Origin of the sequence: Saltatorellus ferox (assembly GCA_007751475.1) — a bacterium.
Lineage (GTDB): Bacteria > Planctomycetota > UBA1135 > UBA1135.
The window spans coordinates 6,509,622-6,523,710 of the sequence record CP036434.1 but is presented as its reverse complement, the minus strand read 5'-3'; the positions used below and the strand labels follow the sequence as shown (position 1 = coordinate 6,523,710).

Sequence of the window (14,089 nt, the reverse complement as noted above, 5' to 3'; positions counted from 1 at the left end):
AAGCCATGGGGATGAGGAGCCGGATGCGCTAATCGCGCACGTCCGGATCTGTGGGAGCCCCGGGGAGGTAACGACCCGGGGCCACCCGACTCCGTCGACGCCAACATGAACGCAGCGACGCGTTCCACGAATATCGAGGTGGTTACGTTTGCACGACACGGACAAGAGGATCGTTGATTGGATAAAGGGCGGCTGCACTTGTGGCTTGATCCTCCTTGTCCTCGGGTTTGCGTTCGTCTGGATTCAGATTGGCGAATCGGAGCGGGTCAGGGCGGAGACCCTGGAGTTTCTGCAGGCCACGGAGCCGCTCTGTCTCGCCATCCATGCGTACGCAGAACAACACGGCCGCTCGCCCGCTTCGCTCGATGCCCTGGTCCCAGAATTCATCGCGGAGCTTCCCCCACGTCGCCCACCAGCTGATCCGGGAGTTCGGTACAGCAATGGCGAGGGGAGAGCTTGGAGGCTGAGCGTGTGGAGTGGCGGCGCCTTCGGTTGCGAGTACGCACGGACGTCGACCAGTGAACCGTGGTATATCGTGGGCGACTACGACATGAACTATCCTCGCGAGGAGTGGATCGCTGTTCCATTGCCCTGACGAGTCCTCTGAACCGAGCCCGCCGGCGGCGGGTAGCAGCCAGGTCAGAATCGCCAGCTCAGGCCCACGTCGATCCCAACGTGGTCGAGGTCAAGCTCTCTACCAAAGAGGTGCTCGCTCCTGCCGACACGATACCGGCCGCTCACGACGAGCTCGACGTTCCTGCTGAGAGGCTGGATGTATCCTGTGCGCATGTAAGCCCCGCTCGAACCCAGATCGAGTCGAAGGATTTCGCTGAGCCCGTTCTGATCGAGTTCCACGCGAATGTAGGAGAAGCCGCCGCTGAGAAGCCAGCGACCGAAGCCAAGAGGCCGCTCGTGCCGAACCCCGATGGAGTAGTCGGTCCATCTCCGCCAGGTGCTCGGGCGGTAGCCGAAGACATGGCTGAATTCATCGGACTCAGCTCTCCCGAAGCTGACCTCGATGCCTGTCCCCTGACCGCTTTCAATACGCATCAGCCCGCTGTACTCGATGGAGCCCCCGCGATAGCTCGAGGCGGGATCCCATTGGGAGTCGACGGAGCGTTGGTTCCAGGCAAGAGTCACGCCGTGGTCCCAGCGGCCTGGGGAGGCTGGGGCGACCGTAGTCGAGTCGGTTCCCTGCCTCGGCCGGGCCGCCGCTGGCGGAACGGACGAGCATGACGCAGCGAGAAGCGTCAGTCCGAGAGCGAGCTTGATTTGCATGCTTCCAGCTTAGTTGGTCCGAGAATGCCGAAGCTGAGACGCGAAGAAGAGGATGCGCTCCGTCGTGCCGTCTTGGCACTCGACGACAATCTGGCCGAGGTCGTGCTGAGCAAACTCGCCGGGCACGGAATGGAAGAAGATTGCGAGAAAGTTCGCCTCGGCGCCGTAGCCGCCCTCCTGCCCGATGACTAGTTCAAAGTCCCTGGCGCCCCCTTCCCAAGGCAGGCCCGCTACCAATCCAAACCACGCCTTGAGTCAACCATCCATGCTCGCACTCGCCGCCTCATCCATTCTTCTACCAACCATCACATCGGCACTTCCGATGCAAGAGCCCGATCTGGCCGAGTTGCTGGTCGGCGAGGGGCAGCTCGCACCCTACGTCGACCCCCTCGGCGATACCTGGAGTTACGAGGACTTGGGCGAGCCCATCGCCGGCACTGATGGAGGCTGGGTGTGCGTGGCGACGCTCAAGCGCGACGTCGATCCCGGCGACACGATCTCGGCTCTCTGCGGGCAGCACCCCGGCCTGCTGGCTGGTCCCGTGGAGCTTTTCGTGGTTCTCGAGCCGTCTAGCGGTGACTACCTGTTGTCTCCTTCGTTAGTGGGAGATCAGCTCACGTACATTCTACGTGATGTGGATCCGGCTGCGCCCTCCTCGGTGATCGAGTCGGTCATCCAGGGGGGTGCGGTGCTCTTGAGTGCTGGCGATCCGGTACTGGGCTCCGGCGGTTGGACCTGGACAGAGTTCTTTGAGGTGACCGCCACGAGCAGTGGCCGCGTGTTTGTGGAAGGGCTAGCGCTTGAGCCGGTGACGGGTAGTCAACGGTTCATGGTTGCCGAGACGACCTTGGGAGAGGTGCTCATGAACGGGTACGAGTTCTTCCCGGACGTCCCCCGACGATTGGCCACTTACAGGCTGGCCGTGAGTCCCAATGGAATGCACTGGGCGGCGAGCGCAAGGACGCGCCAAACGGACGAAGACATGCTGATTCAAGACGGTGCGCTGGTCGAGTTCGCGCCGGGCTTTGTGGCCTATGAGGGCGAGCCCGTCCCCAGCTCGATCAGCGGCAACGCCACTTCCACGTGGGCTAGCTTAAACGATCCCGCGATCAACGACCGAGGCGACCTGCTGAGCTACAACACCTGGGTGGGGTCTGGGGTAGGCTTTGAGTGGATTCGCAACGGTCGGGTTCTCACGCTCTTGGGAGGCGACATTGCCCTCGACCAGCGCGGAGCCGCCGTCACGACTGGAGGACTTCTGAGTGAGGGCGGCCAAGTGGGGGTCGACGCCAAGTCCATCAACGCAGCCGACTTTTTCCGCATCGACGTAGACCGCGATGGATCGGCTGAAGTGGGATTCGCCTGCCAGTTCTTGATCGACGCCCCTTCGCTCGTCTCCGAGTCTGCCCTGCTTACGCGGGGCGTCGTCACCTCCGCAGCTCCGGGCTTCATTGGAATCCTGCGCCTTCGAAACTACCGAACCGATGTACTCATCTGCGACGGAGTCCCAAACTCCACCGGCCAAAGTGCCCGAGTCATCACCAGCGGTAGCATCTTCGCTACCGACAACGAGGCCCGGGTTGACCTCCTCGAGCTGCCGGCCCAATCCAACGGATACTTGCTCTTCTCGCAGCAGTCGGGCCCCGGTATCACGCCCCCGGGAAGTCAGGGCATGCTCTGCCTCTCCGGGTCCATCGGCCGCCTGCAATCAAGCCTCTTCACAGCTTCGAGTGACGGCACAGCCCGCGTCCCCCTCGACCTGAGGGTCATTCCCCAGCCCACCGGAACGGTGAGCGCCATGGCTGGCGAAACCTGGTACATGCAGAGCTGGTTCCGAGATTCGATCGCCGGCGCGGCGACGTCGAACTTCTCCATGGCGGTCTCGATCATGTTCGAGTGAGCGCGCCGCTGCCTATTGGATCATCATCATCTCAATGTGGGTCCACGCATCTCGATGGCCTTGCCTTCCTTGCGAGCGCGCGCCCAGGAGAGGTCGAGGTCTTTGACCCAGGGGGGAAGATCCAGGGGGATCACCATGAACTACAGACTCAGGATCACGCAGGCCGCACTCGTCCTGGTCGGAGCGTTTGGCGCGATGGCCCAGTTCCGCTCCGCCGCTGCGAATGATGCCGCCACGGCTCCCGAGACAGAACCGGGCCCGACGGTGGTGGTGGCTCTGCAAGTAGGGCGCTGCGGAAGAGCGGCGCGCGGGCCATCGGGCTCGGCGATATGAGATCAGCCAGCACTCTTGGGGAGGGTGCTGGCTGCAGGTCGTGGTGAAGCGAACCGGTGGTGCTCGTCGGAGGGGGCGAAATCGGGCGAGTTCGGCTCAGCGAAGAGCCCGATGGCCGCTCGGGCGCTCCCGCGTGGCCCGCGAGGATGGGGGTAGCGAAGAATCAGGCCCCAGGCTACGGTTACCGGGGTGTAGACACCCCGCTTGGAAGTCCTATCCGTCAAGTGACCCTGGATCGTCAGCAGCAACAAGTGCAAGGCGACCCAGAGGGCGACCCAGAGGGTGACCCAGAGGAAGCCGCAGCTTCCGTTCCTTCCTCCCCGGTCCGGCTTTCTGCCCGCAGATCCTCTGACGTCGGCGGAGGATCTGCGTGTGCACACAGGCGCGATCGCGCGCATCCGTCGTGTGCTGAAGCGCTACTCCCTCGACCCGATCGCACTCGGTCTGCCCCTACGCAAAGGCGACGACCCCCCTTGGGAGTACGCGGACGCGGGCGCTGATGAGCAGCCGCTTCTCGATTTTGGCGACGCGCGCGATGATGCGTTCTTTCCGGCCCTGAAGGCTGCCTCGGTGAAGTCGCTGGTACCTTTCGGCCCTGGTGCTGGGCAGCCGCTGAAGCGCCTCATCGACCCTGATCTCGGCCTTGCGTTCCAGTCGTCGGGTTGGGGAGGTCAGTACGTTCCGCCTCCACTGGTGGTGAACGCCGACGGGTTCTCGTTGCGTGCGTTGATCCGGAAGGGCCAGCGGGCGCAGCTGGAGAAGCTCTGCCGCTACTCAGGCGAACCCGCCATCAGTCTCGAACGCTTCGAGGTGCGTCCCGATGGGATGGTCTCATGGCTGCTACGCAAGGCCTGGCGTGATGGGACCAAGGGATTCGTCATGACGCCGCATGAGTTCATGGCTCGACTGGCGGCGCTCGCGCCGCATCCGCGCGAGCATCAGCTGACGTATCAGGGAGTGCTGGCCCCCGCCTCATCATTGCGTGATCTGGTGGTGCCGCGTCCCGTGGTTCGGAAGGAGCCGAAGGGTGCGGACGTCGCCGATGAAGACGGCTCGAAGAGTCCGGGGGAGCCGTCGAAGGACCAGAGAACCATCCGCTGGGCAGATCTCTTGAAGCGGGTTTTTTCGGAAGATGTTCTCCGCTGCCCGCGCTGCCCGCGCTGCCGGGGCCGCAGGCACATGATCTCCGTGATCACAGATCCGGAGACAGCGCGGAAGGTGTTGGAGGGAGTGAGAGCGGCGGCGAGGAGGACATCTGATTCGCCGGGTGGGGGAGACCCGTCATCGCCAATTCCGAGCCGTTCCCCACCAGCAGAGCCCGAGGTCCGAATACCGATGCCGCCTCGGCCGTGTCTATTTCACGGGGCGGCTGGACCTCGGGAAGTAGGACGCTGCGGAAGAGCGGCGCGCGGGCCATCGGGCTCGGTGAAATGAGATCAGCCAGCACTCTCGGGGAGGGTGCTGGCTGTAGGCCGTGGTGAAGCGGACCGGTGGTGCCGTTCGGAGAGGGCGAAATCGGGCGAGTTCGGCACAGCGAAGCGCCCAATGGCCGCTCGAGCGCCGCAGATTGGCCGGTGAGGAAGGGTGGTGGCAAAGAATCGCGCCCCAGGCTACGGTAGAAATCGTCTCGACACCCCGCTTGGAGTTCCTATCCGTTGGCATGATCCCTGTCCCGCCCCTGACCAAATCTCACATGGCCGCGGACAACCTCCTCCTTCATCTCCTCCCGACTCCCATGGGGGACCCGAGAATCCTTGCTCCTGCGAGGCCCACGCCGCGTCCTCGGCACAGCAAAACCAACCAAGGCCTGCGAAGTGACCGATCGAGACATGCGCGCTCTCGGCCTGCAGAAGGATAGCCAAGGGGAGCAGTTTCACAGAGTCTCCCGAGAAGCGGAAGTTCTTGGGGTGGTCGGAGGGCGGATTCCGTTGGGACAGCCTGAAGGGGCGCTGGCTCCTCTCCGATCCGCTTCACCCCGGTCCCGAAACGCCCATGCTGTCCCATCTGAGTCTGCCCCTCTCCCTTCTCCTGCTCACGAGCGTGGCCTTCGCCCAGGCGCCCGTCGTGGTTCTCTCTCCCGGGGATCTCTTACCCAACGGCGATACGGTCAGGATTATCTGGGCGGCCGAGATTGCGGCCGGCGGAGAGTGGATTGCCCGGGTGGACACCAACCGGGCGACGGGCGGCATCGGCGGCGCCGTGCTAACGAGCGAAGGCAACCTCATGGCCATCGGCGACGACGTCCCTGGGCTGCCCGGTGCCACCATCCAAAGTCTCACGCACATCGCGCGAGACGACCAAGGACGAACCTACTGTCAGATGAGCGTCAGGCTCGTGAACGGCGCGATGCGGAGCCTGCTCCACTCGAACTTCACCAGCCCGCTCTTGGATCAGGACGACGAGATCAACGGGATCTTGATTCCTGAGATCAACGACATCGAGGTCAACAGCAGCGGCACGCTGCTTGTCAACGGTCGCTTCATGGAGGCGACCCACACACCGACTCAGTACCGCGGCATCGCGGCTCTCCAGGTCAGCGGCGGCGCCGTGACGAGCGTGGTGGTTCTGGTGGACGGTTCGGTTCCGCCCCCGGGGCAGTTCGCTCCCATCCACACCTTCTGGACGGGCGAGGACAACTACGTCCTGGGGGACGCGGGCGGGCTCGCGTGGGCGGCCAACCTCTCGGGCTCGCCCGCGACCACCGTCGCCTACGATCTTGCGGGCAATCTCCTCTTGAAAGGAGGAACGCCGAGCCCGATCCCAGGACGTTTGTGGGCGACGGCAGTCAACGCTAGCTTCGATATCAACGCCTCCGGAAGCCTGCTTATGGCGGCCGACATCGACGGGTCTATTTCCGACGACGAACTCTACGTCCTCGATGGAGTCGTGGTGCGACGCGAGGGAGACCCTGTCCCAGGTCAAGCCGGCCTCTCGTTCCGCATCCTCGACCGCGTGGTGAACCTCTCCGACGGCGGGGACCTCATCCACTGGGCCGTGCTGAACGGCCTGCCGAATAGCAGCAACGCCGTCGTGATGATGGGCGACCAGATCCTGGTTCGCGAAGGAGCGACCCTGACCTCCACTGGCGAGACGATCGCTGAACTGACGTCGACCACGCGCGCCACGGCGGATGGACGTTGGATTCTGTTCAAGGGTTGGCTCGCCGGGGACGCATCGTCGAGACTGATGCTCGTCGAGTCCAAGCCAGTCGTCGGCGCCGCGTACTGCAGCGCAGAGCCCAACAGCACGGGCCAATTCGCACTCACCTGTGCCTATGGAAGCGACGTTGTCCAGGAAGCGAACGTGCGCCTCAGCTGCACTGCCATGCCCGCCAACACCTTCGGGTACTTCCTGGCAAGCCGCACGCAGGGGAACGTGCTCTTCCCGGGAGGCAGCGCAGGGCGCCTGTGCCTCGGGGGCGCCATCGCCCGATTCGTGAGCCTCGCCCAGAACTCGGGCGTCGGCGGCATCATGGACGTCGCGATCGATCTGACGAGCATCCCGGTCTCACCCCCGACCGCCGTCCTCCCTGGCGAGACATGGAATTTCCAGGCCTGGTTCCGTGACTTCGGCTCGCCTCCCACAAGCAATTTCGCCCAGCCCACGTCGGTGACTTTTCAGTAACGTTCGTACGTTAGCTTCTTAGCCCGCCGCCGCTATGGAAGAAGACCCGACCCTCGCCACTCAGCTCCTCAAGCGCATCAGCTCTGGAGACGACGCGGCCGGTGAAGAGCTCGCCCCGATGCTCTACGGTGCTCTGCGCGACATAGCCGCGGAGTGGATGAGCAAGCAGTCGAGCGATCACACGCTGCAGCCAACGGCGCTCGTGAACGAAGCCTGGCTGCGGCTCTTTTCCTGTGAGGTCGTCCAAAGCTTCAACGGACGCGGTCACTTTCTGAAGGCGGCAGCCTGCGCGATGCGAAGCGTGCTGGTCGACCATGCTCGATCCAAACGAGCAGCGAAGCGCGGCGAGGCCCGCAGAAGCCTGCCGCTCGACGCCGCGTTGCACATCTTCGAGGAACGGTCCCTCGACGTGGTGGAGCTTTCCGACGCCGTCGACCGCCTCGCACGGTCCCGCGCCGATCTGGCGCGGGTCGTCGAGCTGCGCTTCTTCGGCGGCCTGACGATCCCCGAGACGGCGGAGGCTCTCGGGGTCTCGACCCAGACGATCGATCGACGCTGGCGAGTCGCTCGACTTTGGCTTCAGGATCAGCTGTAGCTACGACCTGATGGGCTAATCATCGAGAAGCTCGTCCTTCGCAGCTCTCAGGGCTCGATCGATCTGGGCTCGGCGGCTCTGGATCTCCAAGTGCGGATCCAACTCACCGGAGAGCTTCTCGAGTCGCTCGGCGGCGGACGTCGCGAACTCGACGGCTCTTACGCCCTCCCCACGTTGGCTCGCGCAGCGCGCCAGCGCCGCTTCCAAGTCGATCCTCCGCAAGACGTTGACGTAGCTCTGCTGGCGCTGCCTCGTGTTCATGTCCGCCGTGCGCACGGCTGCCTCTAGCGCCTCCTGGGCGGCGAGCGTCTGCCCCACCCGCAGGAGGAGTTCGCCCAGCTCAAGCTGTCGAGCCACCAAAGTCTCCAGCGAGCGAATATCCCCCTTGGAGACCTCGAAGCTTGCGGCAGCCACCGCTACCGAGGATGTCATCGCCGCTACGGCCTCATCCTCGCGCCCCAGACCCTCGAGGGAGTCAGCCATGATGCTCAGCATCCTGGCGTCCATATCCTGCGCTGCGCCGTTCGGAGCATGCGATGCCATGATCTTGTTCAGCCGTTCTCTCGCGGGCTCCACCATCGCGAGCCCGTCGCAGAACGCCCCCGCGCGGTTGGCGATCTCTGCCAGCGAAGCGCGCACGTTCACCCTGTCTCCGTCGAGGAAGTAGACCTGATCGGGGAACTCCCCGATCAGCTCGTCGAGGACCGCCTCAGAAGCCCGCGCGTGCCCCCGAGCCTCGTCGAGCTCACCGCGGCCAAGCGCCAAATAGGCGAGCTCCAAAAGCGCCTCGTGCCTGATGTAGTAGAGCCTGTCGCGCTGATCGAAGCCCTGATCCACCAAAGCGCGATCCGCGAGCTGCGCCGCCTCGACGAGGCTGGACTCCGCCCCGCTGTGATCGCCGTCGCTCGCCAGAAGGGAGCCGAGCGCCACCAGCACACGGCCACGCAGCCAGTGCGCACGGCTCTTCCCAGGAAATGCCTCCATCAGCTGAGCGCTGCATCGTTCGGCCTTCAGGAGAGTCTCCTTGGCTGCGTCAGCGCGGCCCCGATTCATGGCGCGCGGATGGCCCTGCAACTTCGCGAGCGCTAGATAGGAGTTGATCAGCTCTTCGATCCGGGGCGCGGCGTCGTCGCCAACGGCCATGGTCTCGCGCTCGAGGCAGGCCATCACCGCAAGGATGATTCGCTCTCGTGCGTCGATGGCGTCCGGCATTTCATTGATGGTCGGTGCCACCCTGTTCAGCATGTCCCAGCGAAACTGCCTCAGGCTGCCCAGGCGCTCCTCCGCCAGCCGACCCCGGTCGGCTGCGAGGCGTCCGAACTCGACGGCTTGACCGTACTGCACCAGGCTGAAAGCGAGCGCACCCGCGAGTGCAACGATGACGCTGGCAGCCGCGGCGACACCGACCCAGTGGCGACGGACGAACGTCCGGGCACGGTAGATCAGGGACTCCGGACGCGCGAGGATCGGGCGTCCGACGCCATACCGACCGAGGTCTGCGATCAATCCAGCCACCGACGCGTAGCGCCGCTCGGGCTCCTTGCGCAAGCACTTCATCACGATGCGCTCAAGGTCGCCTTGGATCCGACGGCGTAGGGCCGTAGGACTGGAGCTCCTGCGCGCACCTAGCTCGGCCGCGCTCAAGATTTGCGTGGTGCCAGCGCCCTCCTCGCCGCGCATCTCGCGCTCCTCCAGAACGGCGCGGCTCGGCCGTCGTGGATCCACCTCGCAAACGGCGCGCTCGATCTCGGCAACCGAATACCCGCTCAGCATGTGCGGGGTGTGCCCCGTCAAGAGCTCGAACAAGAGCGTACCGAGTGAGTAGATATCCGTGCCGACTGTGACCTGCCGACCGCGCAGCTGTTCGGGGCTGGCGTAGGCGGGCGTCATGCGCTGCATGCCTTCGAGCGTCAGGGTCTCCTGCGCACTGCCCGCCCCTACTCCCGTTCTATTGAAGACCTTGGCGATGCCGAAGTCGAGCAGCTTTGGCTCACCGTCGGAGGTCACGAGAATGTTCGATGGCTTGAGGTCACGGTGAATCACGCCGCACTCATGGGCGTAAGCCACCGCGCCCGCGACTTTGATGAAGAGCGCCAGCCTGTCGGGCAGGCTCAGCTTCCGCTCGTCGCACCAGCGGTCCATGCGCTGGCCGTCGACGTACTCCATGACGAGGTAGGGCAGGCCGTCGGAGGTGGTACCGCCGTCCAAAAGGATCGCGATCCCAGGGTGCAGCAGGCTCGCCTGGACCTGGCGCTCGCGCTCGAAGCGCGCGATGACCTCTTGGGTTCCGAGACCGGGATGAACGAGCTTCAGCGCCACGCGGCGGTCGATCGAACCGTCCGAGCGCGATGCGAGGAACACCTGCCCCATGCCCCCGCGACCGATCTCTTCGTGAAGTCGATACGGCCCCACTTCATCGCGCCGGATGCTGCCCCAAGCGGCGAACGGAGCGCTGACGCTCGAGAGCGCGTCCACGGGCGTGTTGAGCCCATGAGCCGCCGTGCCGTCCTCAAGCGCCAGCATCTCCAGCGCTTTCTCCACGAGCTTCGGATCCCCACCGAGGAGCTCGCGGAGCTCCTCCAGGCGACCTTGGTGCGCTCCCGTTGGGCCGTCGATGACGGCCTCCACCGCGTCCAGCACGGCAGCCCACTGATCGGGTTCTAGCTTGGGCCTGGCTTGGGTCATGGGAAAGGGGGCGGTGGCTCCACTTTACCCTCTGCAAAAGGATCTGCGGCGCGTTCACATGGACGTGACGCGGCAAGGACTGGATTCGCAAAGATGGCAGGGCGGCCCTGAAGGTTGGTTCATGCCTCCCCCCGCGCCGCCCGAAGACGAGGCCCCATGGTTCGAGCTGCGTCGTGGCACTCTCTATCAGGCTTCCGCTTGCTGCGCGCAGTACCGCCGGCAAAGGAGCATCTCTCCGTCGAGATCCGCGGCGCAGCAGCGGGCGCTGCCATCGCCCTTTCGCTGCTGTCGGCCGCCCGGCGCGCCACCGCGGAGGCGAGCCGCAACGAGTATGTGTCCCGGCTACTTGGCGCGGGCGACGTTCTGGGCTTCGGGCGCGCTGCTCTGTTGGCAGCTCTTTTGGACACCGGCAACGAAGGCCAAACTCAAGATCACCGTACAGTCTGTCGACCTGGTGCGCTGGACGTCAGGCCCTGCTCATGAAGCAAGGAGCGAGTAGGCCAAGAGACTGCCAAGCTCGCGCGCGCAGCAGAACGGGGATCCCGAACTGAAGAAAGACCTGCAGCGTTCCATCACCTGCGACAGCGGAAGGTGCATCACCTGCGCTCCGTCCAAGCTCGATTAGAGGCGCGCCGGATTCGAAGTCATCGTTACGGACCCCGATGGAGCGAGCCGGCCGCACCGCTTCCCCATGGCGGATGTATCCGTCCGCGAGGGAGTCGCCCTGTGTTCTCCTGCCTGCAGGCCCGATCACGACGGACGAGGTCCAGCGCGTACACGATGACGCCATCGCACGCATTCGACGCGCCGTGGAGCGCCACGGCCTCGACCCGCTCGCGCTCGGACATCCGCCGCGCGTAGGCGACGACCCCCGAGGTGAGTTCGAAGACGCGGTCCAGTTGGAGCAGCCACTCCTCGACTTCGGCGACGCGCGCAAGAGCGACTTCTTTCCGGGCCTGAAGGCTGCGTCGGTGCAATCCCTGGCGAGCATGGGCTATTGAACGCGACGCAACTTAGCGGAAAACGACCGCGACCGAGTTGGTGAAGTTCGAGGTCGGCGTGCCCTGGAAAGAGTCGCGCGTCCAGAGCTGGAAGAAACGAATCGTGCCTGACATGACGGCCTCGGACCCTGACGGGGTTGGCAGGCTCGTCGGGTTGATGACGAGAGCGATCCGACCCTCGGGACCGCTGCTGGCCACGAAGTTGGAGTAGCGGCCGACTGCGCCAGCGATGCAGAGGGTGCCCTGACTTCCGCCGGCTCCGGGAACGTTCGCCGCCATGCTCCCCACAGCGAAATAGCCAAAAGAGTCCGCCGGAAGACGGGTGGCGACGAGCGTCTTCGGTTGATCGATCGATGCGTCTCCATAGGCGGCCATGAAGGCTCGTTCGCCCGAGCTGTTGACCGTTCCGATACAGGTGGGGTTCTGGATCCCCACGGCGTCAGGGCCGCCCACCGCGTAGATCGCGCCATTGATGTCCCAGCCCATAGCGCCGCTGGCGGGTCCGAACTCGGCCCAGGCGAGACCAAGGAAGCGACTCGACACCAGGCCGCCCGCGAACCGCGAGACCATCGCGCAGCCGCCCGACCACAGGGCTCCGGTCGAGCCGACCAGGGTCCGGTTCTCCGAGATGGCGAACTGCTCGTCCTCCACGAGGTCGAGGCTCGTCAGATAGACGGAGAAACCGAGCCCGGTGGCTTCGCGCTCCAGATAGGACACCACGAATTCATCGCGGGTGGTGGTGACGCGCGGTTCGATCTGAGTGCGTTCGATCTGGCCGTGCTCGAGCGCCTGCAGGTGCACTCTGTTCCGCCTGACGTTGTTGCGACAGGCAAGGATCCAGATGTCGGTGTCCGCAGAGGAGACCTCGTCGTAGACGACGACGTAGGTGGGGTCGATGCCAGGCTTGACGATCGCATCGGACACATCGATGTCCACGCAGTCGATGCCGCTCGGGAAGGAGTGGAGCGTGTTGGGTTGGCTCAGAATGGATCCGTTGCCGGAGATCTGAACGCCGCGGAGTTCGACATCGCCGGTCGTGAGGGACTCCTGGCGGTAGGCGACGTTCCAGCGATCCACGGCGCCGCCGTCGCCGACGCTCTTCGAGATCGCTACCTGGTCCATCAGGCTCGAATTCGACGTCTCCACCTCGAAGATCGGGCCGAGGAAGCCCGTGGAGGACACGGTGCGGAAGACAGGACGACTGAATCCAGCGGCGAACTCACGGGTCCAGCCGATCAGGAAGGTGCCCGCGGGATTTGAGGTGCCGTTGCCGCCAATGTCAGCACCGAACGCATCCCATGCGCCGGTGAAGGACTGGTCGACCGGGAAGATCGGGTCGAGAACTCCGGTCACCATGTCCCGCATGCGACCCTGCAGGATGCGGGTCGACCCCAGACGGCCGGTGCAAACGCAGTAGCACTTGTTCGCCGCGTTCAGGTTCGCGACCTCCGGATCCTCGGTGGTGGTGTTCGAGAGGAACAGCCAGCCGGTGTCGTCCTGAACGCCGTCGACGTCGAAGGTTCGGTAGAAGATGTCCGTGTCGGTCGAGGAGAAGAAGACCTCGTACACGTACATGAATCGCTCGGTGGTGGCGTCGTAGGCCACGTCGGGCTCTAGCTCGGTCGCCGAGCCAGCGCCCACCAGGAAGGTGCGGATGACGGGATCGATGACGATCTCGCCCACCGCAGAGGCCAGGAACTCCGCCGCCACGGTCACTTCGAGCTGCCCGTCCCGCAGGGTCATGGGAGCCGGCGCCGTGCGGCCACTTGCGTCGAGCACCGTGGCGGCGCCGTACGCGACGCCTCCCTCAGGCCCGATCCATTCGAAGCCGCCGCCCGCGGCCTCTGCCGCCAGGTCGGTGTCGACATCGAGGGTCAGGACCAGCGCGCCGTGACTTCCAGCCGCATCGACTGCAAAGCTCTGCTCGACCGAATCGAGCGACAGGTCGTAGATCCCACGCACGGCCCCGCGGTCGAGAACGATACGGTCGCCGTCGCGCTTCACCCGCGCGTCCTCGGTCAAGGAGAGCGGCTGGCCGTCGAGCCGCGCCGAGCGCAGTCGGAACTGAACGGGATAGTTGCGCGCCGCCCGGCTTCCCAGATAGGGAAAATAGGTGAACCCATCGCTGCCCGCGCTGGCCTTGTAAGTCGCGCCGCGCGCCCAGAGGCGGCCTTCGTCCTCGACGTACTGAACCTGGGCGACAGGCTCCGAGCGCACGTTGGGCAGCGCGTCCGCAGGCGTGTGGGTGACGGAGGATTGGGCCGCAGCGGACGCCCCGGCCAGAAGCAGGACGGGGGCCACACACACGTACATTGATGCGCGAAGAAGCGAAGGAACCATGGGGTGTTACGGAGGCTCGGGGACACGAAGGAACGAACAGCCACCCCGGAAAAGCGGCTCGACAAGCACCGACGGCCTCGACTTCAGGGGATGCTGCTTCCAACGCAAGCGACCCAAAGTCCACCCCAGGGAATCCGCGCATTTTCCCGAAGTTGAAGGCGAGCCCTGGTCCGCCGTGGCTTCCACCGGCCTTCAAGGGAGCCCCAAGTGCGCCATCCCACCTCGCCCGTCGACGGGCGAAAGCGATTCCGGCTCCTCATCCCCATGGCTTCCAAGGTCCCCATCGGCGAAGCCGACTCCGCCCCACTCGGGCAACATCGATCCGATCGACGA

9 protein-coding genes are annotated in these 14,089 nt (G+C 64.9%); 6 read left to right on the top strand and 3 right to left on the bottom strand.

Annotated features, from left to right (window positions below; all coding sequences use genetic code 11):
- Positions 1–639 precede the first annotated feature (639 nt).
- Entirely contained in the window at positions 640–1,278 is a 639-nt protein-coding gene (locus Poly30_RS23620) for a hypothetical protein (protein ID WP_145203356.1), read from the bottom strand.
- A 24-nt stretch (positions 1,279–1,302) separates the two neighbouring features.
- Here Poly30_RS23620 and Poly30_RS28850 point away from each other — a divergent pair, with 24 nt between their 5' ends.
- The 5 genes from Poly30_RS28850 to Poly30_RS23600 all read left to right on the top strand — a co-directional run bounded on the left by Poly30_RS28850 (position 1,303) and on the right by Poly30_RS23600 (position 7,730).
- A complete protein-coding gene (locus tag Poly30_RS28850; protein WP_419190567.1) occupies positions 1,303–1,470 on the top strand; it encodes a hypothetical protein in 168 nt (55 codons plus the stop codon).
- A gap of 73 nt (positions 1,471–1,543) precedes the next feature.
- Positions 1,544–3,178 (top strand): hypothetical protein, encoded by a 1,635-nt coding sequence (locus Poly30_RS23615; protein WP_145203353.1) that lies wholly within the window; start codon positions 1,544–1,546, stop codon positions 3,176–3,178.
- A gap of 705 nt (positions 3,179–3,883) precedes the next feature.
- Complete coding sequence (locus tag Poly30_RS23610; protein WP_419190566.1) at positions 3,884–4,945, top strand: transposase; 1,062 nt, start codon at positions 3,884–3,886, stop codon at positions 4,943–4,945.
- 558 nt (positions 4,946–5,503) lie between these two features.
- Entirely contained in the window at positions 5,504–7,135 is a 1,632-nt protein-coding gene (locus tag Poly30_RS23605) for a hypothetical protein (RefSeq protein WP_145203347.1), read from the top strand.
- Between the two features lie 34 nt (positions 7,136–7,169).
- The gene (locus Poly30_RS23600) at positions 7,170–7,730 is read left to right on the top strand and encodes an ECF-type sigma factor (protein WP_145203344.1); all 561 of its coding nucleotides are present in this window, start codon (positions 7,170–7,172) and stop codon (positions 7,728–7,730) included.
- 15 nt (positions 7,731–7,745) lie between these two features.
- Here Poly30_RS23600 and Poly30_RS23595 read toward each other — a convergent pair whose 3' ends face one another.
- Positions 7,746–10,415 carry a serine/threonine-protein kinase gene (locus Poly30_RS23595; RefSeq protein ID WP_145203341.1) on the bottom strand — a complete coding sequence of 890 codons (2,670 nt, stop codon included), beginning with the start codon at positions 10,413–10,415 and terminating at the stop codon, positions 7,746–7,748.
- 698 nt (positions 10,416–11,113) lie between these two features.
- On the opposite strand from Poly30_RS23595, the gene Poly30_RS23590 reads away from it, so the two are divergent.
- Positions 11,114–11,416 (top strand): hypothetical protein, encoded by a 303-nt coding sequence (locus Poly30_RS23590; RefSeq protein ID WP_145203338.1) that lies wholly within the window; start codon positions 11,114–11,116, stop codon positions 11,414–11,416.
- Between the two features lie 12 nt (positions 11,417–11,428).
- Here the strand turns inward: Poly30_RS23590 and Poly30_RS23585 are convergent, their stop codons facing one another.
- Entirely contained in the window at positions 11,429–13,756 is a 2,328-nt protein-coding gene (locus Poly30_RS23585; RefSeq protein WP_419190565.1) for a hypothetical protein, read from the bottom strand.
- Positions 13,757–14,089 lie beyond the last annotated feature (333 nt).

Bases quoted from the DNA above. Each gene is read 5' to 3' on its own strand.
- Poly30_RS23620 (WP_145203356.1), bottom strand. From the start codon at position 1,278: ATGCAAATCAAGCTCGCTCTCGGACTGACGCTTCTCGCTGCGTCATGC.
- Poly30_RS28850 (WP_419190567.1), top strand. From the start codon at position 1,303: ATGCCGAAGCTGAGACGCGAAGAAGAGGATGCGCTCCGTCGTGCCGTC.
- Poly30_RS23615 (WP_145203353.1), top strand. From the start codon at position 1,544: ATGCTCGCACTCGCCGCCTCATCCATTCTTCTACCAACCATCACATCG.
- Poly30_RS23605 (WP_145203347.1), top strand. From the start codon at position 5,504: ATGCTGTCCCATCTGAGTCTGCCCCTCTCCCTTCTCCTGCTCACGAGC.
- Poly30_RS23600 (WP_145203344.1), top strand. From the start codon at position 7,170: ATGGAAGAAGACCCGACCCTCGCCACTCAGCTCCTCAAGCGCATCAGC.
- Poly30_RS23595 (WP_145203341.1), bottom strand. From the start codon at position 10,415: ATGACCCAAGCCAGGCCCAAGCTAGAACCCGATCAGTGGGCTGCCGTG.
- Poly30_RS23590 (WP_145203338.1), top strand. From the start codon at position 11,114: ATGTATCCGTCCGCGAGGGAGTCGCCCTGTGTTCTCCTGCCTGCAGGC.
- Poly30_RS23585 (WP_419190565.1), bottom strand. From the start codon at position 13,756: ATGGTTCCTTCGCTTCTTCGCGCATCAATGTACGTGTGTGTGGCCCCC.